The 23,430-nt window shown below is 70.2% G+C and carries 17 protein-coding genes and 1 tRNA gene; 9 read left to right on the top strand and 9 right to left on the bottom strand.

Features of this window, described 5'->3' with window-relative positions; all coding sequences use genetic code 11:
• Positions 1-277 precede the first annotated feature (277 nt).
• Positions 278-1,540, bottom strand: coding sequence for an alpha/beta fold hydrolase (locus tag R9X44_RS21870; protein ID WP_319816105.1), 1,263 nt, complete (start codon positions 1,538-1,540; stop codon positions 278-280).
• 61 nt (positions 1,541-1,601) lie between these two features.
• Between R9X44_RS21870 and R9X44_RS21875 the strand changes: the two genes are divergently transcribed.
• Positions 1,602-2,501 carry a LysR family transcriptional regulator gene (locus tag R9X44_RS21875; RefSeq protein WP_319816106.1) on the top strand — a complete coding sequence of 300 codons (900 nt, stop codon included), beginning with the start codon at positions 1,602-1,604 and terminating at the stop codon, positions 2,499-2,501.
• Between the two features lie 85 nt (positions 2,502-2,586).
• Positions 2,587-3,204 (top strand): hypothetical protein, encoded by a 618-nt coding sequence (locus R9X44_RS21880; RefSeq protein WP_319816107.1) that lies wholly within the window; start codon positions 2,587-2,589, stop codon positions 3,202-3,204.
• Here R9X44_RS21880 and R9X44_RS21885 read toward each other — a convergent pair whose 3' ends face one another.
• From R9X44_RS21885 to topA, 4 genes are all read right to left on the bottom strand, one after another.
• Entirely contained in the window at positions 3,205-4,872 is a 1,668-nt protein-coding gene (locus R9X44_RS21885) for a S8 family peptidase (protein WP_319816108.1), read from the bottom strand.
• Positions 4,873-4,956: 84 nt separating this feature from the next.
• A complete protein-coding gene (locus R9X44_RS21890; RefSeq protein ID WP_319816109.1) occupies positions 4,957-6,108 on the bottom strand; it encodes a DNA polymerase III subunit delta' in 1,152 nt (383 codons plus the stop codon).
• A 28-nt stretch (positions 6,109-6,136) separates the two neighbouring features.
• Positions 6,137-8,140, bottom strand: a complete 2,004-nt coding sequence (gene tmk / locus R9X44_RS21895; RefSeq protein ID WP_319816110.1) for a dTMP kinase — start codon at positions 8,138-8,140, stop codon at positions 6,137-6,139.
• A gap of 28 nt (positions 8,141-8,168) precedes the next feature.
• Complete coding sequence (gene topA, locus R9X44_RS21900) at positions 8,169-10,877, bottom strand: type I DNA topoisomerase (RefSeq protein ID WP_319816111.1); 2,709 nt, start codon at positions 10,875-10,877, stop codon at positions 8,169-8,171.
• Between the two features lie 230 nt (positions 10,878-11,107).
• On the opposite strand from topA, the gene R9X44_RS21905 reads away from it, so the two are divergent.
• The gene (locus R9X44_RS21905) at positions 11,108-11,305 is read left to right on the top strand and encodes a DUF5703 family protein (protein ID WP_319816112.1); all 198 of its coding nucleotides are present in this window, start codon (positions 11,108-11,110) and stop codon (positions 11,303-11,305) included.
• Between the two features lie 91 nt (positions 11,306-11,396).
• On the opposite strand, the gene R9X44_RS21910 is transcribed toward R9X44_RS21905, so the two are convergent.
• Both R9X44_RS21910 and R9X44_RS21915 read right to left on the bottom strand, forming a co-directional pair.
• On the bottom strand, positions 11,397-12,350 hold the full coding sequence (locus R9X44_RS21910) for a hypothetical protein (RefSeq protein WP_319816113.1): 954 nt from the start codon (positions 12,348-12,350) through the stop codon (positions 11,397-11,399).
• A 192-nt stretch (positions 12,351-12,542) separates the two neighbouring features.
• Positions 12,543-13,835 carry a M20/M25/M40 family metallo-hydrolase gene (locus R9X44_RS21915; RefSeq protein WP_319816114.1) on the bottom strand — a complete coding sequence of 431 codons (1,293 nt, stop codon included), beginning with the start codon at positions 13,833-13,835 and terminating at the stop codon, positions 12,543-12,545.
• A 203-nt stretch (positions 13,836-14,038) separates the two neighbouring features.
• Between R9X44_RS21915 and R9X44_RS21920 the strand changes: the two genes are divergently transcribed.
• Together R9X44_RS21920 and R9X44_RS21925 are read left to right on the top strand one after the other, a co-directional pair.
• Positions 14,039-14,126: transfer RNA gene (locus R9X44_RS21920), tRNA-Leu, on the top strand.
• 414 nt (positions 14,127-14,540) lie between these two features.
• Entirely contained in the window at positions 14,541-14,933 is a 393-nt protein-coding gene (locus R9X44_RS21925; protein ID WP_319816115.1) for a hypothetical protein, read from the top strand.
• A 96-nt stretch (positions 14,934-15,029) separates the two neighbouring features.
• On the opposite strand, the gene R9X44_RS21930 is transcribed toward R9X44_RS21925, so the two are convergent.
• Positions 15,030-16,508 carry an aldehyde dehydrogenase family protein gene (locus R9X44_RS21930; RefSeq protein ID WP_319816116.1) on the bottom strand — a complete coding sequence of 493 codons (1,479 nt, stop codon included), beginning with the start codon at positions 16,506-16,508 and terminating at the stop codon, positions 15,030-15,032.
• Positions 16,509-17,242: 734 nt separating this feature from the next.
• Here R9X44_RS21930 and R9X44_RS21935 point away from each other — a divergent pair.
• Both R9X44_RS21935 and R9X44_RS21940 read left to right on the top strand, forming a co-directional pair.
• Complete coding sequence (locus R9X44_RS21935) at positions 17,243-18,964, top strand: serine/threonine-protein kinase (RefSeq protein WP_319816117.1); 1,722 nt, start codon at positions 17,243-17,245, stop codon at positions 18,962-18,964.
• Positions 18,965-19,246: 282 nt separating this feature from the next.
• On the top strand, positions 19,247-19,753 hold the full coding sequence (locus R9X44_RS21940) for a hypothetical protein (protein WP_319816118.1): 507 nt from the start codon (positions 19,247-19,249) through the stop codon (positions 19,751-19,753).
• A 114-nt stretch (positions 19,754-19,867) separates the two neighbouring features.
• Here R9X44_RS21940 and R9X44_RS21945 read toward each other — a convergent pair whose 3' ends face one another.
• Positions 19,868-21,598, bottom strand: a complete 1,731-nt coding sequence (locus tag R9X44_RS21945; RefSeq protein WP_319816119.1) for a proline--tRNA ligase — start codon at positions 21,596-21,598, stop codon at positions 19,868-19,870.
• Between the two features lie 155 nt (positions 21,599-21,753).
• Between R9X44_RS21945 and R9X44_RS21950 the strand changes: the two genes are divergently transcribed.
• Together R9X44_RS21950 and R9X44_RS21955 are read left to right on the top strand one after the other, a co-directional pair.
• Complete coding sequence (locus R9X44_RS21950) at positions 21,754-22,362, top strand: class I SAM-dependent methyltransferase (RefSeq protein WP_319816120.1); 609 nt, start codon at positions 21,754-21,756, stop codon at positions 22,360-22,362.
• 75 nt (positions 22,363-22,437) lie between these two features.
• A complete protein-coding gene (locus R9X44_RS21955; protein WP_319816121.1) occupies positions 22,438-23,424 on the top strand; it encodes an HNH endonuclease domain-containing protein in 987 nt (328 codons plus the stop codon).
• The last annotated feature ends 6 nt before the right edge of the window (positions 23,425-23,430 follow it).

Raw genomic sequence — 23,430 nt, forward strand, 5'->3', positions numbered from 1 at the left:
GCCCTGACGCCCTGACGCCCTGACGCCCTGACGCCCTGACGCCCTGACGCCCTGACGCCTCAGCGAGGATCGTGCGGGTTGAGGTGGCGAGCCGAAACCCCTGGCCGCGTGCGAAAGCAGGTGGGGCCGAGGGTGCGGGGAGGTGAGGCAGGCCCGCGCGAGCCTGCGCGTGCGCGGGAGCGGCGTGCGCGGGAGCGGCCTGCGCGGGCGCGGGCGGCGTGGGGCTGGGCGGCGCGGGAGCGGCCTGCGCGGGGGTGGGCGGGGCCAGGCCCCGGGGTTAGGGGTGGAGGAGGGTGGTTAGGTGGGGGAGGATTTGGGGGGTGTGGCGGAGGGCGTCGTGGGCGTGGTCGGGGGTGAGCCAGGGGGTTAGGTGGGGGATCTGGGAGGCGGTGGTGAGGGACATGTCGCGGTCTACGTACATGTCGTGGGTGTAGATGGCGGCGGCTATCGGGACCTTGTTGTGGGAGAGGGCGGTGGGGTCGTAGAGCGGGGGCCAGTCGGCGTAGGTGGCGAGGGAGTGGGCGGCGGCGTGGAGAGGGGTCAGGGAGGAGTCTTCTTCAAAGAGGAAGGGGTAGATCATCTCGCCGGTGAAGCGGAAGGGGGCCGAGCCGTCGAACTCGGGGAACTCGGCGCGGACGCGTTCGGCCGCCCAGTTCGTCGCGGCGCCCTGGGCGTAGATCGCCTCGTGCAGGACGGCGTAGAGGGGGTGTTCAGCGAAGGAGATCTTGGCCTCGAGGCGGCGGAGGAACACCTCGGACAGCAGTGACGGCCCCGCGAACGCCTCCTCGAGGAGGTAGTGGAGGTCGTCGAACTCCGAGGACGCGCCGAAGCCGAGCCCGGCGGTCTGGAAGCGTCGGACGGTCAACCTGTCGCCCGACGGAAGCCGGACGTCCTCCTTGCGCAGGATCTCCGCGACCCGGTACGCGGTCTCCTCGTCCTCCGGATAGCGCGCGAAGAACTTCTCGTTATGGGCGAGGACCCGGGGATACGCGGCACGGTAGACGTCGTCGGCCGTCGCGGTCAGGGAGGGCAGGCCGCCCGTGATGTAGACCTCACTGAGCCCCTCCGGCGCGAACGAAAGGTACGTGACCGCACAGAACCCACCGAAGCTCTGCCCGAGGACGCCCCAAGGCAGCCCCCCGGTAAGCCGGACGCGCAGCAGCTCCGCGTCCTTGACGATCGAGTCCGCCCGGAAGTGCCGCAGCCGCGCCGCCGGGTCGGGGTGGTCGGCGAGGGTCTGCCGGGTGAGCGGGGTGCTGCGTCCGGTGCCGCGCTGGTCGAGCAGCACGACCCTGTGGTCCTTCGCGGCGTTCTCGACCCAGGCGGGCAGTCCGCGCGGCGCGCGGTGGCCGGGCCCGCCCTGGAGGTACAGGAGCCAGGGCAGCCCGTCGTGTTCGCGGTCCTCGGCGACGATCTCGCGGGCGAAGAGCGTGATCCGCTCGCCCCGGGGGTCCGCGTGGTCCAGCGGCGCCTCGAAGACGTGGTCCGTGAATACATGTCCGGAGTGTCGGTGGGTCACCCACCGGTCCTGCTCGCTCATCGCCCCTGAGTACCTGTCCCTTTTATGTATATTTTGCAGGTTAGTGGAGGAAGGGCAGGTCATGCAGCTCGAGCTCAGGCACCTGCGCACCCTGTGCGCGATCGCCGACGCCGGGAGCCTCAGCCGCGCCGCCGCTTCCGTGGGGGTCTCACAGCCCGCGCTGACGGCGCAGCTGCACCGGATCGAGGAGTCGCTGGGCGGGCAGCTCTTCCAGCGCGGCAGGTTCGGGGTACTGCCCACCCCTTTCGGGCAGTTCGTCCTGACGCGCGCCAGATCGGTGCTGCTGACCGTCGAGGAGCTGATCACCGGGGCGTCGTCGCCGGAGAACCGGGCGACCCTGCGCATCGGCGGCTACGCGACGCCGCTGCTGTCCGGGCTGGTGAACCGGCTGTTCGCCGAGCCCGACGCGTCGATCACCGTGCACACCGAGTACTCGCCGCGCCTGCTGCTCGACCTCCTGGCCGCCAAACGCCTCGACGCCGCCGCGATCGTCGACTACCCGGGGTACGAGCCGCCGACGCCGTCGTCGGTCGAGGTGCGCCCGATCGCGGTCGAGCCGATCCACGCCCTGGTCCCCGCCGCGCACCGGCTCGCGGACGCCGCCGAGATCGCCCTCGACGACCTCGCGGACGAGGACTGGGTCCTCACCCCCTCCGACGGCGTCGGCTGGCACGAGTACGTCTACACGGCCTGCGAGGAGCACGGGTTCACCCCGCGCGTCCGGCACATGATGACCGAGCAGCCCATGACGCGCTCGCTCGTCGCCGACCACGGCGCGGTCACCCTCTGCCAGGCGACGGCGCTGGAGACGCCCGGCGTGGCGATCAGGCCGCTCAAGGGCACCCCGCTGCGCCTCCGGCATGTCGTGGCCTGGCGGACCGACGGTCCGATAGCGCACCGTTCTGGCGAGTTCGTGGCGATGGCCGTCGCCGCGCACGAGGACGCCTCACGCCGGGTCTGAAGTCCCAGACGCCCCGGGACGGCGCTCACTGTCCGTCGGACGCCCGATAAGCGAAGCTTCTCCCTGGAAGGGGAGTGAACCGATCATGAACATCGGACAGGGCCTTGCCGTGCTGCTCTGCGCGGTCGTCGCCACCGGGTGCGCCGTGGCCGTCGAGCCCAGGGGCACCAAGACGGATCCGCCGCCCACGCGTCAGTCCACGAAGAGCCAGACGACGTCCGGCACGGCGGGGTCGCCGTCGCAGGCGGCCGAGCGCACCGTGGTGCTGCCGGACAAGGCGGGCGGCCTGAACCGGGTGCAGGGCCAGGGCCAGATATCGGACGTCCCAGTCGACCCAGGACAGATGGGGCAGGGGATGAACCTCGTCGTCGCCGAGTTCGTCACGCCCGGCGGGTCGGTGGACGAGGCGGTGCTGGTCGTCGCCGTCGACCACGTGCCCGAGGACACCTCGAAGCGGCGCGAGCACCTGTGGCGCGGCCTCATCGACCGCGTCGGCTACACCGAGGGCGTCAGCGCCGAGCCCTTCCCGCCCGGCCCCCTGGGCGGCTCCCTCGAGTGCTTCCTCGCCTCCCTGGCCGAAACCGGCCAGGTGATCTGCGGCTGGGCCGACGCCGGCACCGCGGGCGTGGCCCTCTTCCCCAACAGCGACCTCCCGACGGCCGCGCGCACGTTCGCCGCCATGCGCGCGGACATCGAGCGGTGATCAGGACACGGCTTGGTTGGCGTTGACGACCCCGGAGCCGAAGAAGCCGTTCGCGTTACGCGTGCCCTCGCACGTCTGCGTGGAGGTCTCCTTGGCCTCGCCGCCGAGGTCCCACGTGTAGGTGTAGGTGGCGGGGTCGGGGCAGGCGCGCGGTACGGCGGTGCCGAGGAGCCGCCGTTCGACCTCGTCGGGGTCGAGCGTGAGGCCGCCGTGCACCGGGTCCTCCTGCCCGTACCTGCTGACGATCAGGGCGGCGACGCCCGCGGCGTGCGGCGCGGCCATGGAGGTGCCCTGGAGGGAGGCGTAGTACGCGTCGCCTTCCTTCACCACATACGGGACGGCCGGGGTGCCGTCGGCGCGGATCGTGCCCCCGGCCCGTCCCACCTGCTCGGGGTAGGCAGCCCAGATGCCGATCTCGTCGTCCGGCCTGCCGTCGACGTTGTCGACCTTGTCGCCGCCGGGGGCCGCGACCTTGATGTAGCCGAGCCCGAAGCTCGAGTAGTACGCCTTGCGCCCGCTGACCCCGGTCGCCGACACCGGGATGACGTGCTGCCCCTCCGACGGCTGCGACACGCACGACGGCGGCACCTGGCGCTTGCGCGGCTGCTGGCCGGGCAGGGTCGCGAAGTTCGGGCTCGTCGTGTCGGTGATCACCTTGGTGTAGTCCGACTTGTCGTTGCCGGCCGCCGCGATGAGCGTCACGCCCTTGCCGTGCGCGTAACGCAACGCCCGGTTGACGGCCCGGATAACGGTCCGCTGCTGCGCGCGTTCCTCCGCCGACGCCGTCGGGTCGTTCGCGCAGTTCCACGCCCAAGGGTCGAGGTAGTACGACATGTTGACGACGTCGATCCCGTTGTCGGCCGCGTAGACGAGCGCGTCGAGGGTCGGTTTGAGGAAGAACTGTCCGGAGTCCTGCCCGGTCCGCAGGTTGACGATGGTGACGTTCGGGGCGACGCCGGTGATGCCGATCCCGTCGTCCGGGGCGGCGATCGTGGACGCGATGTGGGTTCCGTGTTCGTTCTCGTCGATGTCGGCGGGGTCGGTGCACGCCTTGTCGGGCTCGCTGGCGCAGGGCCCGTCGATCTCGACGCCGTTGGCGTCCTCGGGGATGTCGACCGTGAAGTTCCGGCTGAGCGTCCTGTCGAAGTTGGGCGCGATGTCCGGGTGCGACGCGTCGACGCCGGTGTCCATCACCCCGACGAGCACGCGTTTGTCGCCCTTCGTCACGGCATGTGCGGCTTCGGTCTGGATCTGCCGCATGTCCCACTGCCGTTCGGCGACGGGCTTGCCGGGCCCGGTCGAACCCGTCGCGGTGGGCGCGGGGGTGGCCGCCGCGCGGGCGGACAGGTCGCTCGCGTCGTTCCTCGGCAGCGCCGCGACCGGCCGGTTCGGCGCGACGCCCGCGAGCGCCTCGGCCCGCAGCACGGAAGTGACGAACCCGGTCTCAGCGGTACGAACCGTGGCATACCCGAGCGTCGTGTTCTCTTCAAGAACGATGCCTCCGGCCGCCCGTACGGCGGCCCGTGCTGTGCCCGGCGAGGTGTCCTCGGCGTACAGGACGAGGAACTCACGCTCCCCGGAGATCGCAGGTCCGGCCCCCGCGGGCTGGACGGTCAGGCAGGCGGTGACGGCGGCCACCGCGGTCGTGGCGGTGAGCACGCGCCGCATCGCACCTCCCGGGAAATCGAGCCTCTTCCCGAGACGCTACAGATCAACGTCTCCGCGGGGCTTCCCACGCGGGTATCGGACGGGTCAGCCGGTCCGCAGCTCCATCATCATCGCCTCAACAGCCAGCAAAGGGTTGACGTTGGAGGCGAGCCTTTCCCGGCACTCCATGATCGCGTCGAGTCTGCGCAGCGTGCCTTCCGGCCGCGTCCTACGGGCCTGTTCGGTGAGCTCGTGCGCGCGGTCGCCGTTGACGAGCGGTACGGACGCGCCGAACTGCACGGCGAGCACGTCGCGGTAGAAGGACGCGAGGTCGAGCAGGGCGCGGTCGAGCACGTCGCGTTTCAGCCGGGTGGCCCGCGACTTCTGCCGGTCCTCAAGCTCCTTCAGCGCCCCCGCCGTGCCGCGCGGCATCCGTCCCTTGGCCGACTCGCCGAGCGCCTGACGCATCGCGGACGTCTCGGACTCGTTCAGCTCCTCGGTGAGCGCCTTGGCCTCGGCCTCGGCGGTCTTCACCAGCGACTCGGCCGCCATCACCGCGGGGCCCACGGCGCTGAGCCTTGCGGGCACGGCGAGCACGTCGCCGCGACGGCCGCGCGCCGAGGGGTCGGCGGCGAGCTGCCGCGCGCGGGCGATGTCGCCCTGGGCTGCCTGTGCGCACAGCGCGGCCAGCTCGGGGTCGATCCCGTCGCGCTGGACGAGGAGCGCGGTGACCGCCTCGGCCGACGGGGTGCGCAGCGTCACAAGACGGCAGCGGGAACGGATCGTCATCACCAGGTCGTCGGGCGAGGGCGCGCACAGCAGCCACACGGTCTTGGGCGGGGGTTCCTCGATCGCCTTGAGCAGCGCGTTCGCGGCGGCCTCGGTGGCGCGGTCGGCGTCCTCAAAAAGGACGATCTGCCAGCGTCCGCCGCTCGGCCGCGCCGCCGCCCGCAGGACGAGCTCGCGGGTCTCGCGCACCGAGTACGACAGCCCCTGCGGCCTGACGACCTCAAGATCGGCGTGCGTCCCGGCGAGCACCTGGTGGCACGCCGCGCAATATCCGCAGCCCGCGGGGGTCTCGGTGCACTGGAGCGCCGCCGCGAACGCGGTCGCCGCGGCCTCGCGGCCCGAGCCGGGCGGGCCGGTGAACAGCCACGCGTGGGTCATGCCGCCCGAGCCGTCGCGCGCGGCCTCCACCGCCGATCTGAGCTGCGCGACGACCTCACCCTGGCCCACGAGATCGTCGAACACCGTCATGCCGCCAGGCTATTGCACCCGGTGCACCTCACAGGTCCCTGATCGCGGGGAAGGTCGAGGTGACGTCCTCGGCCGAGGCGGGCACGGGGTCGGGCAGGATCGAGCGGACCTTGTCCTGGATCAGCCGGGTGATCGCGTCCTGGTCCTGGGAGGCGTCCACGACCAGGTAGCGGTCGGGGTCGGCGTCGGCGAGGGCGCGGAAACCGCGCCTGACCCGATTGTGGAAGTCCTCGGGCTCGGACTCGATCCGGTCGGCGGGCGAGGCGAAGCGGTTCAGCCCGACCGACGGCGGCACGTCGAGCAGCACCGTCAGATCCGGGACGAGCCCGCCGGTCGCCCACGCGTTGACCTCGCGGATCTCCTCGACGGCCTGCTCCCGCCCGTAAGCCTGGTAGGCGAGGGACGAGTCCACGTACCTGTCGGTGATCACGACCGAGCCGTGCTCGAGCGCCGGCCTGATCACCGCGTCGACGTGCTGGGCCCGGTCGGCCGCGTACAGCAGGGACTCGGCGCGGTCGGACAGCGCGGTCGTCTCGCGGTCGAGCAGGATCGCGCGCAGCCGCATCCCGACCTTGGTCGCGCCCGGCTCGCGGGTGTTGACGACATCGAACCCGTTGTCGCGCAGCCAGATCGCCAGCAGCCGCGACTGGGTGGTCTTGCCCGCGCCCTCGCCGCCCTCGAAGGCGATGAACAGGCCGCGTTCCTTCTTCTTCACGCCCGGGACGGGCGGTACGTAGGCCACGCCCTGAAGCGCACCATAGAGGTCGGCCTTCAGGGGGATGCCGCGCCGGTCGTCGGTGAGGCGGAACGCGCCGAGCCCTGCGAGCAGCGTCACGACCGCGCCGATGAGCAGCACCTCCGCGGTCCCCTGGATGCGGTAAGACAGGTCGCCGAGGGCGAGGACGTGCTGGCCGAGCGCTCCCGACGCGGCGGGGGCGAGCACCGCGCTGATGGTGAGCACGACGCGCACAAGTGAGCGCAGGTAAGACGATGTCCTGTCGCGCAGGTCGTCGCGGACCTCCTGGCCGATGACGGCCTCCGCGGTCGCGCCCGCGACGCCCGCGCCGAACCCGACGACGCCGGACAGCACGAACACCGCGACGAGCTCCTGGATGAGCGCCGCGGGGACCAGCACAAGGGCGGTCGCCAGCACGGCGAGCCCGAACAGGCGGCGGCGGCTCAGGTCGCGCAGGATGCGCGGGCCGAGCAGCATCCCGGAGGCGAGCCCGAGGAAGACCGCCGCGAACAGCATCCCGTAACCGGCGTCGCCCGCGCCGAGCGCAGCGGCCGACGGACGCAGCACGCCGATCAGCAGGCCGCCCGCCAGGGACACCCCGAACAACCCGATGACGAGTCCCCGGACGAGCTCGCTGCCTCCGGCGTACTTCCAGCCGTCAAGGACACGTCCCGGAAGGGAGGGCACGGAGACGGGGTGCCTTGTCGGACCCGTCTTCAGGGTGAACACCACGACCGCGCCCACGAGGAAGACCCCTGCGGAGACGTACAGCGCGAGATCCGGGCCCGGTAGGAACAGCCCGGCCAGCAGCGACGTGACGGCGAACACCACGCCCGCCAAAGGCGCCGACCCGTACACCGTCCATACCGCGACGCTCTTGGCACGCGGATACAGCTTCGGAGGGACGAGCGCGGGCACCGTCGCGTCCTCGGCGGGCCTGCGCAGCAGCGAAGCCAACTCGGTGAGGAACGCCGCCGCGAACAGCCACTCAAGACGGCCGACCAGGGGGACCGACAGCAGCAGCCCGAACCTGACGACGTCCGCGCCGAGCATGACCGCGCGCCGGTCGAGCCGGTCGGCGAGCGCCCCCGCGACGGGGCCGAACACCAGGACCGGCAGCAGCTTCGCCGCCAGGACGCCGCCGACCGCGTACGCCTGCGCGGCGTAGGAGCCGGTGAGCGCGTGCGCCGCCGCGGTCAGCGCGAGGAGGCTCAGCCAGTCCCCCAGGCTGGACAGCGAGACCGCGATCCACAGCCGACGGAACGGCTTGATCGACAAGACGCCTGGTTTGTTCATGCCAGGCAGGGTATCTGCGCGGCTGTCCCTATGCCTGCGACTTGGCGCGCGAGGTCGTCGTCTTCGGCTTCGCGGCGGCCTTGGGCTTGGCGGCGGCGCTGGTCTTGGCCGCGGGCCGCTTGCGGGCCGGTTTCGGCCCCGCCGCCGCGACCTTCTCCCGCCGTTCCGCGAGCAGTTCCGCGGCGCGTTCGATGGTGATCGCCTCGACCTCGTCGCCCTTGCGCAGCGACGCGTTGGTCTCGCCGTCGGTGACATACGGGCCGAAGCGGCCTTCCTTCACCGTCACCGGCTTTCCGGACACCGGGTCGTTGCCGAGTTCGCGCAGCGGCGGCGCGGCGGCGCGGCGGCCACGCTGCTTCGGCTGCGCGTACAGCGCCTTGGCCTCCTCGATCGTCACCGTGAAGATCTGGTCCTCACTGGCGAGCGACCTGGAGTCGGTGCCCTTCTTCAGATACGGGCCGAAACGCCCGTTCTGCGCGGTGACCTGCTCGCCGTCTAGCTCGCCGACGACGCGCGGCAGCGACATCAGCTGGAGCGCCTGCTCGAGGGTGACCGTGTCGAGCGACATGTCCTTGAACAGGGAGCCCGTGCGCGGCTTGGGCGCGCCGGCCTTCTTGCGGCCCGACGCCGTCGTCGTCAGCTCCTCGGGCAGGATCTCCGTCACATACGGGCCGAACCTGCCGGACTTCGCGACGACCTCGAACCCCGTCTCCGGGTCGCGGCCGAGCGACCTGTCGCCGCTGGGCTGCGCGAACAGCTCGTCGGCCTTGGCCTTGTCGAGCTCGTCCGGCGCGAGGTCCTCGGGGATGTTGACGCGGACGCCGTCACGGTCGAGGTAGGGACCGTAACGCCCGACGCGGATCATCGTGCCCGGATCGTCCTTCACCGGGAAGGACGAGATCTCCTTGGCGTCGATGTCGCCCAGATCGCTGACCAGGTCCTTCAGGCCGTTCTCACCGTGGTAGAACCTGCGCAACCACGGCACCCGCTCGGCCTCGCCGCGCGCGATCGCGTCGAGCGACTCCTCCATCTGCGCGGTGAAGTCGTAGTCGACGAGGTTGCCGAAGTGCTTCTCCAGCAGCTGCACCACGGCGAACGCGAGGAACGCCGGGACCAGCGCGGTGCCCTTCTTGAACACGTACCCGCGGTCGAGGATCGTGCCGATGATCGAGGAATACGTCGACGGACGGCCGATCTCGCGGTCTTCCAGCTCCTTGATCAGGGACGCCTCGGTGTACCTCGCGGGCGCGCGCGTCGTGTGGCCCTCGGCGAGCAGGGCGCGCGGGTCGAGGACGTCGCCCTCGGCGAGGACGGGAAGGCGCGACTCCTGGTCGTCGGTGCCGGACTCGGGGTCGTCGGCGCCCTCGACGTACGCCTTGAGGAAGCCGTGGAACGTGATCGTGCGGCCGGACGCGCCGAACTCGGCGGCCTCGCCCGTCGCGGACTCGCCAAGGATGCGCACCGAGACCGACTGGCCCGCGGCGTCCTTCATCTGCGACGCGATCGTGCGCTTCCAGATCAGCTCGTACAGCCGGAACTGGTCGCCCGTCAGGCCCGTCTCGGCCGGGGTGGCGAAGGTCTCGCCCGCCGGGCGGATCGCCTCGTGCGCCTCCTGCGCGTTCTTCACCTTCGCGGTGTACACGCGCGGCTTGTCCGGCACGTACTGCGCGCCGTACAGGGCGCTCGCCTGGGAGCGCGCCGCGGCGATCGCCGTCTGCGACAGCGTGATGCTGTCGGTACGCATGTAGGTGATGTAGCCGTTCTCATACAGCCGCTGCGCGATCTGCATCGCGTACTTGGGCGAGAAGCCGAGCTTGCGGCTCGCCTCCTGCTGCATCGTCGTCGTGCGGAACGGCGCGTAAGGCTTGCGCGTGTACGGCTTCTGCTCGACCGACGTCACCTTGAACGGACGGCCCTCAAGGCGGGACGCCAGCGCGCGCGCGAACTCCTCGTCAAGCTGGCGCGCGTTGCCCTTCACCTTGCCGAGCGAAGTGAAGTCACGGCCCTGCGCGACGCGTGTGCCGTCAATGGACACGAGCTTGGCTGTGAAGTGGTTCGGCTCGTCTTCCTTACCGGTGCCGAGATCGGCGGAGATGTCCCAGTAGTCGGCCGGGACGAACGCGATCCGCTCGCGCTCACGCTCCACCACGAGCCGCGTCGCGACGGACTGGACACGGCCCGCCGAAAGCTTCGGCATGACCTTCTTCCACAGGACCGGGCTGACCTCGTAACCGTAGAGACGGTCAAGGATGCGGCGGGTCTCCTGCGCGTCCACGAGCTGGAGGTTCAGCTCACGGGTGTTGGCCGCGGCCGCCCTGATCGCGTCGGGCGTGATCTCGTTGAAGACCATCCGGTGCACCGGCACCTTCGGCTTCAGGACCTCGCGCAGATGCCACGCGATCGCCTCGCCCTCGCGGTCCTCGTCCGTGGCCAGGAACAGCTCGTCGGCCTCGCTGAGCAGCTTCTTCAGCTTCGCGACCTGCTGCTTCTTGTCGGCGTTCACGATGTAGACCGGCTCGAACTCGTGGTCGACGTTCACGCCGAGCCGCCCCCAGGGCTCGGTCTTGTACTTCGCCGGCACCTGGGCCGCGTCCGCGGGGAGATCGCGGATGTGACCGATGCTGGACTCGACCACGTAGCCATTGCCGAGGTAGCCCGCGATCTTCTTCGCCTTCGCGGGCGACTCGACGATCACCAGACGGGTGATTCCCGACCTGCTGCCGTTACTGGCTGGCACAGCTCTCCGACCTATCCGTGTCGCTTCAAACGCTTCGTTTCCGACTTGCCGTCGCACATGACGCCTTCACCCCGACGGTACCCCCGGCGGCGCCCCGTCCCTGCCGTGCGGGGTTCCCGCCCACCACGCGACGATAAACCCTCGACAGGATGACACGCCTCAACGTCATGAGAGACCAGGCTCTTCCCGAAGGGTTCATCTCGCCGCTTCCGTCTGGCATCCTTTGAGGGATGGTGGAGTACACCTATCTCATTCTGAATCTGCCGCGAGGGACCTCACGGGAGGCGGCCCGGCAGGTCATGACCGAGCACGCGGAATACGGCGGCTGGGAACTCCACACCGTACGCGTCCACCGCGACGGGCGGCGGCGGATCCAGCTGCGCAAGAAGATCATCCGGGCGCGCAGCACGCTGCACCAGCCGGCCTGAGCGTTCCGTTGGAGAAGGTCAAGAACCTTCCCGGGTTCGGTATGTGGGCTGCGGGCGACGCCTGTGGGTTCCGGCGTCTGTGGGGTCCGTCTCAGCGGGGCGGGTTCACCGGGACGAGATCGCGGGCGGTGCCGGGGATGGGCAGCGCGCCGCCGATCGGGGACATGACCCAGACCTGGCGGTCGCGCGGGTCCGTCGGCGGGGTGGGCGAGGGCGGGGTCCAGCCGCTGTGCCTGCCGTAGAGCGGCGGGCGGGCGGGGGTCTTCCAGGGTTCGTGGATGGACTGCGGGGTGGCCGTCTGCGGGGTGGTCGAGCGCTGGGTGCTCGCCTGCGGGGTCCTTGACGGCGGGGTCGGGGTGGGCTTGTCGGGTTCTGCGGTGTGATTTGTCCTGTTTGTTGGGGTCTTCTGGCAGGTGGCGGTGGCGGTGCCGAGAACGGCTATCGCGTTTCCACAGATTGAGATGCCCTGTTCTGGGGGTGTTTGCGAGCAGGTCGCGACGGCTGTGCCGAGGATCGCTATCGCGTTGCCGCAGATGCTCACGGGGGCGGGGGTCGTGGGGCAGGTGGCGGATGCGGTGCCCAGGAGGGCTATCGCGTTGCCGCAGACCAGGGCTGTGGGTTTCTGGATGGGTTCGGGGTGGGGAGTCGGGTCCGGGGTGGGGATCGGGGTGGGTAGGCAGTGGGCGGCGCGGCAGTCGGAGTGCGGTGGCGCGATGGGGGGCTGCGGCTCGGCCTGCTCTTCGACGGACTCGCCGTGGGCGGACTCGGGTGCGGGATCTTCGTGCGTGTGGTCGTCAAATGCCGACCTGCGGACCACGCAGAAGCCGTCGCAGGGCTCGGGCGCGTTGGGCGCCGCCGCGTCCGGGGGCGAATCCTCGGCGCCGCCCTGGCCCGTACCCGGGTCCGGGGCGGCGGCCGAGGCTCCGGGGGACCCGTCCCGCCCGGGGGACTGGGCGAAGACGGCCGACGGGTGCTGGAGGACGCCGATGATCAGCGCGCTGACGGCCAGCAGGGCACGGCTGACGCGCCGGTTCCGCGTACGCATGGGGCTCCCGTTGTTTCGCGGACCGGACGGTCGCGGAGGTCGCAGAGGGGTTCGGCGCGGCCCGCGCGCCGGGCCGCCCCCGCCGTCCGGACACGCGGGCGCACGCCCGCAGGGAAGGGAAAGCCCTCTCCCCTACGGACGGTAACGCTAGCACCACACACTGCCCAACGAGAGCCATGGAAAACACAAAGGTTATGCGTTGTCCAGGAAACGGTCGAGAACACGGACGCCGAACTGCAGCCCGTCGACGGGAACGCGCTCGTCGATCCCGTGGAACATACCGGAAAAGTCCAGATCTGCCGGGAGTTTCAGGGGGGCGAATCCATAGCAGCGCATTCCGAGCGTCGCGAACGACTTGGCGTCGGTGCCCGCGCTCAGGCAGTACGGCACGGGGATCGCCCCCGGGTCCGCCCACGTCAGCGCCTCCTCCATCGCCCCGACGAGATCGCCCTCATATTCCGTTTCGACGGCGATGTCGTAATGCACGAATTCGCGCTCGACCTTGTCGCCGAGCAGCGCGTCGACGGTCTCGAAGAACTCCTTCTCATAACCGGGAAGGAACCTTCCGTCGATCTGCGCCTCGGCGTGCTGCGGAATGACGTTCGTCTTGTACCCCGCGTCGAGCCGCGTCGGGTTGAGCGTGCTGCGCAGCGTCGCGCCGATCATCCGCGCCAGCGACCCCAGGTGCGGCAGCGACGCCTCGGGGTCCTTCGGGTCGAACTCCACCCCGTACGCCTCGCACGCCGCCTCGAGGAACCGGCGCACCGTCGGCGTCAGCTGGAGGGGGAACTGGTGCTGCCCGATCCGCGCGACGGCCTTGGCCAGCTCCGTCACGGCGTTGTCGTCGTGGATCATCGACCCGTGCCCTGCCGTCCCGACGGCCTTCAGCCGCATCCAGGCAAGGCCCTTCTCGGCCGTCTCGATCAGGTACAGCCGCCGATCCCCCGGCACCGAAAGGCTGAACCCGCCGACCTCACCGACCGCCTCGGTGCAGCCCTCGAACAGCTGCGGGTGGTTGTCGACCAGATAGTGCGCCCCGTACTTCCCCCCGGCCTCCTCATCGGCCAGGAACGCGAGCACGATGTCCCGCTTGGGCCGCCGGCCCGTCCGCGCCCTGTCCAGCACCGACGCGAGGATCATCGCGTCCATGTCCTTCATGTCGACGGCCCCGCGCCCCCACACGCACCCGTCGGCGATCTCCCCGGAGAACGGGTGATGCGTCCAGTCCGACGCCTGAGCCGGCACCACATCCAGATGCCCATGAAGCAGCAGCGCGTCCCGACTCGGCTCAGTCCCCTCGATCCGCGCCACAACACTCGTCCGCCTCGCGGCCGACTCCAGCACCGTCGTCTTGATCCCCACCCCCTCGAGCTTCTCCGCGACGTACTCCGCCGCCTTCCGCTCCCCCGGCCCGTCCACATCCCCCGTGTTCGACGTGTCGATCCGAATAAGCTCCCGGCAAATCTCCACAACCTCGTCATCCATCCCCAACCCCTCTCTCCCGGCGTTCCCTCCCCCCATCCTCCCAGCCCACCCCCACCCCCGCCTCCCCCAAACGCACCCCCCACCCACCCCCTCCCCCCGGCCCTCTCCCCAAGATCAAGCACCGCGAAGATCCGAATCGCGCCCACCCCGCCCCAGTGGTACAGTTCTATCCGCCGCCGCGCTTCACCAGCGCGGAGACACTCGTCCGGGTGGCGGAATGGCAGACGCGCTAGCTTGAGGTGCTAGTGCCCTTTACGGGGCGTGGGGGTTCAAGTCCCCCCTCGGACACCAACTTTCCATATACGTGGAGGCTAGGAACCAACCTGGCCTCTACAATGTGTTTCCAGGGCCGGATAAGTCACCTTCATCCCCAGATCCCATTAGCGATCCGCTTCGCCCTCGGGATGGTCGCCCAGCACTGGGCAAGTTTCCAGTCACAAACGGCACGCCACTCACCGTCATCCGTTCCCGGAGTTTCCCAGCAGATCGTTGCTCGCAACCCTCAGCGCTCCGGCTACGTCCGGCACCCGCAACGGCCCAAACAACGCGAACAGCCCGTCCTCCGTCCCGCTTCTTGTGTTCTGGGACCGGTCGGATCCGGTCCCATGCCCTGTCTCAGGTGGACAGAGGCCGCCTGAGGACCTCAATTCGTCCCACCACCTGACGGTCGTCGCACATGACACCGACGCGGCAACCGAACGCATCGTGAACTACCTCGCGGGCTCCTACTCCGCGCCGGTCAGCATCCTGTTCTTCCGCTACTTCGAAGACGACGGGCGCCGCTGCCTCGCGCGAAGCTGGCTGGTCAGCGAGACCAAGGCCGCCCGGCCCGCCGCCAAGCGACACGGCACGCGGGAAGAATGGAACGGGCAGGACTGGTACGTCTCCTTCGGCGAGGAGTCCGAGCCTCTGAACGGCAGCTACCGCCATGCGAACGGGGCACCGGAGTACGCGGTCCCCGTCAGATGGACCCGCGCCCTTCCTCGGGAGAAGGCGATCCGCGCCCCTGGACTCTTCGCCAACCAGAACAGCGCCTGCAGGCTCAGGAACTCCTTCACTATCGAGACCCTCACCAAAGAATTCGAACTCGACGCCTGAAACGCTCGGCGGCGTACCAGTCGCGACCGGTCATCCAAGTGAGCACGAGGACGGGGCGGTCCTGGGCGAGTTGGGCGGCGGGTGCGGTGTTGCGGGTCAGAGGTTGATGACGATGGCTTTGGTCTCGGTGTAGGCGTCGATGACGTCGGTTCCGTGTTCCCGGCCGATGCCGGACTGCTTGAATCCGCCGAAGGGCAGCGGCCCGCTGCTCATCTGGTTGACGGTGTTGACCCATACGGTTCCGGCCTGGAGGCGGTCGGCCATGGTGTGGGCGCGGCTGAGGTCCGTGGTGAACACCGTGGCGGCCAGGCCGTAGACGGTGTCGTTGGCGATGCGCACCGCCTCCTCGACGTCCTGGAACGGCAGCAGTACGGCGACAGGACCGAAGATCTCTTCCTGGGCGATGCGCGATGTGTTGTCCAGGCCGGTGACCAGCGTGGGCCCGACGAACAGGTCGTCGGACTCCTCGTGGGTGTCACCGATGATGTTCCCGCCGGACTGACGGGCGAGGTCGATGTAGCCGGTGACCTTCGCGTAGTGGCCGCGGGACGCCAGGGGGCCCATGAGCACCTCAGCGTCGAAGGGATCACCCATGGGGATTGTGGCCATCTTCTCGCGGAGCAGGCGGGTGAACTCCTCGCGTACGGACTCCTGCACCAGGACGCGTGTGCCGGCCACGCACCCCTGACCGCTGCCTGCGCAGAAGCCCATCGCGGCGGCCGTCGCGGCCGCGTCAAGATCGGCGTCTTCGAAGACGATGAACGGCGACTTGCCGCCCAGCTCAAGGGTGACGCGCTTGAGGTCACGGGCAGAGGTTTCCAGGACGTGCTTGCCCACGGTGGTCGACCCGGTGAAGCTGATCTTGTTGACGTCCGAGTGGGTGATCAGGGCCTCGCCGGTGCTGTGACCGGGGCCGGTAACGACGTTGAGGACGCCGTCGGGCAGGTCGGTGTGCTCGGAGACGAGCTCCGCCATGCGCAGCAGACTGAGCGAAGTCTGCTCCGAGGGCTTCGCGACGACGGTGTTCCCGGTGGCCAGCGCAGGGGCGATCTTGTAGCCCATCTGCAGGAGGGGACCGTTCCAACCGGCGATCGCGACGACCACGCCCAGCGGAGAACGCTTGGTGTACTGCAACTGCCCGGGAGCAGAGGGCGCTGTGGCGCCGTAGATCCGGGTCGGCCAGCCCGCGTAGTGGCGGTAGACCTCGACGGTGTGGTCGACCATCCAGCGCGTCAGCGCCAATGGCCCGCCCATCTCCAGGGAGTCCAAGATCGCGAGCTCGTCGGCGTTCGCCTCGATGACCTCAGCAATTTGGTAGAGCACGCGGCTGCGCTCTTCGGGGCCGATGGCCCCCCATCCCGGATCTTCGAAGGCGCGGCGTGCCGCCGCCACGGCCGCGTCAACGTCGTCCTGCCCGGCGACGGCGACCGTGGTGAGGTCGGTACCGGTCATCGGATCGACGGTGGCCATGGTCCCGCCGTCGGCGGCGGGCCGTTCGCTGCCGTCGATGAAAAGGCCGTGCGGACGAGTCGCGAACGCGGGGGAAGGCCGGGCAGGGGCGGAAGGGCTGTTCATAGCGAAGGAACCTCTTTCGGTGATGAGACCGCGTCGTACGCGGTGTGCCCGTCACGGGCTGAAGCAGAACGTCTACGCATGAGGCCGCCGCATCCACACCCAACAGTGTCCGCTTTATCCATAGGCAGGCTATATCCATCTGACAGTCACTGCCAACTTGGTGTTAACTGCCTAGTTGGCGGCTCCTGCTTGTGCCGGTAATCCGTGAACGCCTGCTCGCCCACGGCAGCGGGGCAAGCCACGTCGACCACTCCATGGCGTGGGTTAGGGATCGAAGACGGTGAGGAGCCACACCACCACGGAGAGCACGATGAGCCCGTCAATCCAACGCGCCGCCGCGCTGCCCTTCCGGCTGCCGGCCGGACAGCCCACCTCGGGCGCCAGGCGACCCCGCGTCGGATGCCCCCGATGACACGGGCCACCTGTACGAATCCTCGGGCGGGCCGGATTCGGCGCAGCCGCGCGCTACTAGGTCGTTGGCGAGCCTGACCGTGACGGGCTTGGGCACGGGCAACCGTCGCTGAGCCGCGGCTGGATCATCGGCGGGTCTGCGCCTGGACGAGCGCGCCGAGGTGCTGCGGCTTCAGCCCCGCCTCGGCGACGACCGCCTCGTGGGCGCCGACCCACGCCATGAGGAACCCCATCCGCCGTCGCAGATCCTTGGGCGGGACGAACCGGACCGGGAACGGTGTGGTGCCGGGTTTGGGCGATGGTGGTGGTGATCGTTGGGGAATATGATCACGGGGAGGCTGGAGGTTGGAGGGGTTTTGGGTGGGGTGGGGGTGCTTTTGGGGACGGATCCGGGGTGGGTGGGGGGGTATCGGCTTGAGGGGCGGGTTGGGGTTGGGGGGCAGGGGACTGTTTATCTGGGGCGGGATGGGGGTGGGCGGAGGGTCGCGGTCAAGGTGCTGCATGGGCATCTGGTCGTGCAGGAGGTGGCTCGGGCGCGGTTTCTGGACGAGGTGGAGCTTGCGAAGCGGGTCGCGCCGTTCTGTTCGGCGCAGGTGATCGAGACCGGGGTGCTGGAGGGGCGGCCTTATATCGTCAGCGAGTTCGTTGACGGGCCGTCGCTTCAGGCGTCGGTGCGTGAGTCGGGGGTGCGGGGCGGGGCCGCGCTTGAGCGGCTGGCGCTCAACACGGTGACGGCGCTCGCGGCGATCCACAACGCGGGGGTGGTCCACCGCGACTTCAAGCCGGGGAACGTGATACTCGGGCCTGATGGTCCGGTGGTGATCGACTTCGGGATCGCCCGGGCCCTGGACGTCAGTCAGTCGCTGACCGGGAGCCAGACCGTCGGCACGCCGGGGTACACGGCGCCCGAGAGCTTCCGGGGCGACGGGGCTGGGCCGCCCGCCGACCTGTTCGCGTGGGGCGCGACCATCGCCTACGCCGCCACGGGGAGGCCGGCGTTCGGCGGCGCGACGATCTCCGCCGTCATGTACTCGGTCCTGCACGGCGAACCAGATCTTGACGGGCTTGACGGGCGGCTCGAAGCGATCGTTCTGTCCTGTCTGGACAAGGATCCCGCGAAACGTCCTACCGCCGTCGAGGTCGGGGACCTGCTGCGTGCGCTTCCCGCGCCCGCCTGGCTCACCGGCGATCCCGTCGCGGGATCCGGGGTCGACGAGGCCGCGCCGAGCGGCGGACGCGACGACGACTCCTCCCCGCCCGGACATGGCGAGCAGAGCGCTGCTTCTGCGGGCGAGCACCGCGGCCAGAGCGCCGACGCGCTCCCGCCCGCACGCCGCGCCCAGAATGCCGACACGTTCCCGCCCGCACGCCGCGCCCAGAATGCCGACACGTTCCCGCCCGCACACCGTGCTCAGGACGACGCCGCGTCTCTGGACGGACGACGTGCCCGGATCTCCGACGCGTCCCAGCATGGACGCGGTGCCCGGATTGCCGCGTCTTTGGGCGGACGGCGGCGCGGTGTCGGGATCGCCGCTGCGGCCGTTGCGGTGCTGGCACTTGTCGGAGCCGGTTACTTCGCCTTCCCTTCGCTTCGGGCGCAGGGGCCGGTCGAGCCGCAGCGCGGTCCTCTCGGCGCGGCCCTCAACGCGTCGAGCCCGGCGTCCGGGGTCGAGGAGGCCCTCGGGACGCCCTCGCCCACAAGAACCCCGCGCAAGTCCAAGGCCCCGGACGCCTCCCCACCCGCGAACCCCGCCCCCGAACCCGGCGGAACCACCGCATCACCATCCGCCAGCCCCGAAACACCACGACCTACCCCGAAGCCCCCACCTCCATCGAGCCCGAAGACCGTGGGCAGCGTCACCACACAGGACATGGCCCGGTATTGCTCCTCCCTCGGCTACCCCCTCTACTTCTTCTTCAACGACTCCCTCACCTGCCAGGGCAACGGCTCCAAGGAGACCACCCTCACCGCCGTCTGCCGCTGGCGCTACCCCACCGAACCCAACGTCAAGGCAACCGGCACCACCTGCATCTCCTACCCGTGATCCCCCTCCCAGTAGTCGCGTGCCCCTCGCGGGCCGTCCCTGACGCGCCGACGGGAAAGTGCGGACCGCCGCACCGATACCGGGTCAGCTTGACTCGGTAGGAGCAAAGCGCCAGAAGCGCCGCTGTCGGCGGTGCGAACTCACGGACGCCTGTGGGCCTCAAGGAGGCTTCGTGTGGTGGGCGGGGTGGACGTCGCCTTGGGGTGGGCGGGTCGGGGGTGGTAGAGGTGGGGGGTGCTTGGGTTCGGTAGGCGGGAGTTCCAGTTGGTGCTGTTGCGGCGGATGGCGGATTACCAGGCGGAGGTGGTGGAGGAGGCGGTGCGGGCGTTGGGGGCTTCGCGGACGGAGATGCGGGAGGTCAACGCGCGGTGGCAGCGGATGGCGCGGTCGAGGGCGGTTCCTCGGGGGCGTGGGCGGTTCGTTGCTGTTCTGGGGCCTCCTGACGTTGTTCGTGGGCGGCGGCTGGGTGATGTCGAGTACGAGGTCGCGCAGTGGGCGCTTGCGTTGTGGCCCGAGTTGCGGTTCGAGGTGGTGACGGCGGCGGGCGGGGTCGTGCTCCAGGAGTGGCTTGTGCGGGCGGACGGGGTGGAGGTGCCCGCGTTGGAGTCGGTCGCCGACCTGACGCCCTGGGCATGCGTCGTCGGCGACCTTGAACTCCGGTTCGGACCGCTCACCTATCGCGAGGGCGAGGGGCCGAGCCGCTGGCACGCCGGCTTCACCGCCCCGGACGGGCGGCGTTACGTCGCGCACTTCGTCTGGGGGCTGCTCCAGACCGTCACCGAGGTCTAGGACGTCCGGCGCAAGTCGCCACCGGAAGCCCGCCGACACCGGCAGTCGGCCAGCACACCTAGGCCCATCAGCGACGGCCGAGGCGGGGCTTCGGCGCGAGCGCGGGTGTGCTCTTCAGCCGGGCTGGGGGTGCAGAAGGGCCCTGAGCCGGGGGACGGCTTCAGCGAGAGGCAGGGTCTCGGTGGCGGAGCTGGCTCGGGGCGTGAGCTCCACGGTTCCCTCGGCGAGGCCGCGTTTGCCCACGGTGAGGCGGTAGGGGATGCCGACGAGTTCGGCGTCCTTGAACTTGACGCCGGGGCGTTCCGCGCGGTCATCGATGAGGGTCTCGACGCCGGCGGAGGTGAGGTCCGCGTAGAGGTCTTCCGCAGCCTTGGCGGTGTCGGGGTCGTCGGACTGGGCGACGGTGACGACGACCTCGAACGGCGCGACGGACACCGGCCACACGATGCCGCGCTCGTCGTGGTGGCACTCGATGATCGACGCCATCGCGCGCTCCACGCCGATCCCGTAGCTGCCCATGATGACGGGGGTGCGTCTGCCCTTGTCGTCCAGGACTTCGATGCCGAGGGCGTCGGCGTACTTGTAGCCGAGCTTGAAGATGTGGCCGACCTCGATCGCCTTGCGCACCTCGAGTGGGGTGCCGCAGCGGGCGCAGGGTTCGCCCTCCGCGACCTCGCGCAGGTCGGCCCACGCGGTGACGGCGATGTCCCGCGCGACGTCGACGCCGCGCAGGTGGACGTCGTCGGTGTTCGCGCCGGTGAACATGGCGCGGCGGCCGCGCAGGGCCTCGTCGGCCAGGACGCGCGGGCCGGTGACGCCGACCGCGCCCAGGCTGCCGGGCAGCGCGCCGAGCGCCTCGCGGATCTCGTCGGCGCGGGCGGGGCGCAGCGCGGTGGCCCCGGTGGCGTCGATGAGCTTCTGTTCGCTCAGGGGATGGTCGCCGCGCAGCAGGACGAGGGTGAGCGCGTCGTCGAGGACGTAGACGAGGGTCTTGATCTGGCGGTCGGCGGGCGCGCCGAAGCCGCGGGCGAGGTCCTCGATCGTGCGCACGCCGGGGGTGCCGAACCGTTCGGGACGCTCGGGGCCCGGCGCGTCGACGGCGTCGGCGTCGGCGAGCCGGGATACCGCCTTCTCGATGTTTGCCGCGTACCCGCAGGACGGGCAGTGCACGACGAGGTCCTCGCCGACCTCGGCCGGGCACATGAACTCCGTCGAAGCCGACCCGCCCATAGCGCCCGAGGACGCCTCGACGGGTATGGCCGGGATGCCGAGCCGCTGGAAGATCCGGACGTACGCGTCGTGGTGGCGGTCGAACGCGGCGTCGAGTCCTTCGGCGGCGAGGTCGAAGCTGTAGGAGTCCTTCATGGTGAACTCGCGCGTGCGCATCAGCCCGCCCTTGGCGCGCGGCTCGTCGCGGAACTTGGTCTGGAACTGGTACCAGATCTGCGGGAGTTGCCGGTAGGAGTGCAGTTCGGCGGCGAGCGTGCCGAAAATCTCCTCGTGGGTCATGCCGAGGGCGAGATCCGAGCCTTTGCGGTCTTTGAGGCGGAACATCTCCTCACCCATGACGTCCCACCGCCCGCTGCGCTCCCACACCTCACGCGGGTGCAGCGCGGGCAGCGCGAACTCCTGCGCGCCGATCCGGTTCATCTCCGCGCGGATGATCCCGACGATCTTCGCGCGCACCCGGACCGCGAGCGGCAGCAGCGAGTAGTGCCCGGCCATGAGCTGCCGCACATATCCCGCGCGCAGCAGCAGCCGATGACTCGGCGCGTCCGCGTCCGCCGGATCCGTCCGCAATGTCGGAATATGCATCTGAGACCAGCGCATGGCCTTCCACCCCATTTCCCTTTCACCGCCGCCCCCGGCACCCGCCGACGACGTTTTCCCGCATCCTAACCGCCCGCGACGCCCCCAAAAAAAGTTATCCACAGCCCGAAAATTCCCTCCCCCCGCAGGCCACAGCCACATAAGACAAGTACTTGCCTACGATGGCGCGGGTGATCCTGCCTGGAGTCGCGGCCTATGACGAGAACGCCGCAGAACTCGTCGCCGAATACGAGCGGCTGCGATTCGCCGACGTCCACGCCGGGTGGCTCGATCTGCTCCCCGCGGCCCCCGCGCGGGTGCTCGACGTCGGCGCGGGCAGCGGCCGGGACGCCGCCGCGCTGTCCCGGCTCGGCCACCGCGTCACGGCGGTGGAGCCGTCCGACGGGCTGCGCACGCTAGCGCGACGTCGCCACGCCGACGTGCCCGTCGTCTGGCTGGACGACGCCCTTCCCGCGCTCCCTTCGCTGGGAGATGCCCGGTTCGACCTTGTGCTGCTCTCCGCGGTCTGGATGCACCTCGCCCCGGACGAGCGCTCCGCGGCCATGCGCCGCGTCGCGGAGCTCCTCGCTCCTTCGGGGACCGCGGTCCTGACGCTGCGCCTCGGCCCGCCGCCGCCAGGACGCCGCATGTTCGAGGTCGACCCGGACGGCACCGCGGCGCTCGGCGCGCGTGAGGGCCTCCGCGTCGTCCGGCGCGTCGACTCCCCCGACCTGCTGGAACGTCCGGGAGTCGGCTGGACCGCCGTCGCTTTCGGCAAACCCCAAACAATCCCGACATAACCACAACGTCAGAATCTGTCGGCACCCACCACTAATGTCCGAAGAATCCGACCCCTGCCGCCACAGGAGACGACGTTGACCGCGGACTTCTTCCGGCACGAGCCCACCGCCAGGTCGTCATGGCGGCTCGCCGTCCTCATGGGCGCCAACGCGCGGACCTACAAGTTCGCTTTGGGCTCGGCCCTGCTCGGCTTCGCCGCCGAGGGCCGCGACGACGTACCGCTCGACGTCCTCGCCTCCGCCTACGCGATGGGGATCGTCGACCACCTCGACGCGGCCCCGCAGGCGCCGCGCGGTTCGGTCGGCGCGCCGACCGACTTCCTCAACGTGGCGACGCGCGAGGCCGCGGCGTCCAAGGCGGCGGGCTCCCCCACCGAGGAGCTGTTGCGCGCCACGGTGGCGACGATTCCCGGCATGGTGATGCGCAAGTTCCACAACCTGCGCGGCGAGAACGGCGTCCCGCACCGGTTCTACGAGCTGGACAGGGGCTCGCGCATGGTCCGGCTGCTGCCCGCGCTGCGCGAGATCGCTTCCGGCGAGGAGCTTCCCGGGCTGCGCCGCGAGTTGGACGCGCGCTGGAACATCGTGGAATTCTCCTTCTCCGCCGAGATCGGACGGAGCCTGACGCACGAGGGGTTCGCGCTCGACTCCCAGGCGATGCTCCTCACCGACCGCAGGAGGCGGCGGGCCGTCACGGGCGTAGTGCCCGCCGTCACGGGGTTCCAGTACGGGCGGTGTCTGATCTGCTGGCAGCCCCTGGACGACGGCACGCCCGTCGCCGTGGACCACGTGCTCCCGTTCTCCCTCATGTCCCGGTTCTCGCCCTGGCCGGGGCCCGACCTTGACGCGGTGTGGAATCTCGCGCCCACGCACGCCCCGTGCAACTCGGGCAAGAGCGACCGGATGCCCACCGCCGAGGAGTTGGGACGGCTCACCGCGCGCAACACGGCGATCATGGACTCTCCGCACCCTTTGAGCAGGACCCTTGACGGCGTCCTGAAGAACCACAAGGTGCGGACCTGGTACGAGTTCCTGCGCGAGGTGACAGAGATCGTCCGGTAGCGGCCG

This window comes from Actinocorallia sp. A-T 12471, assembly GCF_033875155.1.
GTDB lineage: Bacteria > Actinomycetota > Actinomycetes > Streptosporangiales > Streptosporangiaceae > Actinocorallia.

Bases quoted from the DNA above. Each gene is read 5' to 3' on its own strand.
- R9X44_RS21870 (WP_319816105.1), bottom strand. From the start codon at position 1,540: ATGAGCGAGCAGGACCGGTGGGTGACCCACCGACACTCCGGACATGTA.
- R9X44_RS21875 (WP_319816106.1), top strand. From the start codon at position 1,602: ATGCAGCTCGAGCTCAGGCACCTGCGCACCCTGTGCGCGATCGCCGAC.
- R9X44_RS21880 (WP_319816107.1), top strand. From the start codon at position 2,587: ATGAACATCGGACAGGGCCTTGCCGTGCTGCTCTGCGCGGTCGTCGCC.
- R9X44_RS21885 (WP_319816108.1), bottom strand. From the start codon at position 4,872: ATGCGGCGCGTGCTCACCGCCACGACCGCGGTGGCCGCCGTCACCGCC.
- R9X44_RS21890 (WP_319816109.1), bottom strand. From the start codon at position 6,108: ATGACGGTGTTCGACGATCTCGTGGGCCAGGGTGAGGTCGTCGCGCAG.
- tmk (WP_319816110.1), bottom strand. From the start codon at position 8,140: ATGAACAAACCAGGCGTCTTGTCGATCAAGCCGTTCCGTCGGCTGTGG.
- R9X44_RS21905 (WP_319816112.1), top strand. From the start codon at position 11,108: ATGGTGGAGTACACCTATCTCATTCTGAATCTGCCGCGAGGGACCTCA.
- R9X44_RS21910 (WP_319816113.1), bottom strand. From the start codon at position 12,350: ATGCGTACGCGGAACCGGCGCGTCAGCCGTGCCCTGCTGGCCGTCAGC.
- R9X44_RS21915 (WP_319816114.1), bottom strand. From the start codon at position 13,835: ATGGATGACGAGGTTGTGGAGATTTGCCGGGAGCTTATTCGGATCGAC.
- R9X44_RS21930 (WP_319816116.1), bottom strand. From the start codon at position 16,508: ATGAACAGCCCTTCCGCCCCTGCCCGGCCTTCCCCCGCGTTCGCGACT.
- R9X44_RS21935 (WP_319816117.1), top strand. From the start codon at position 17,243: ATGATCACGGGGAGGCTGGAGGTTGGAGGGGTTTTGGGTGGGGTGGGG.
- R9X44_RS21940 (WP_319816118.1), top strand. From the start codon at position 19,247: ATGGCGGATTACCAGGCGGAGGTGGTGGAGGAGGCGGTGCGGGCGTTG.
- R9X44_RS21945 (WP_319816119.1), bottom strand. From the start codon at position 21,598: ATGGGGTGGAAGGCCATGCGCTGGTCTCAGATGCATATTCCGACATTG.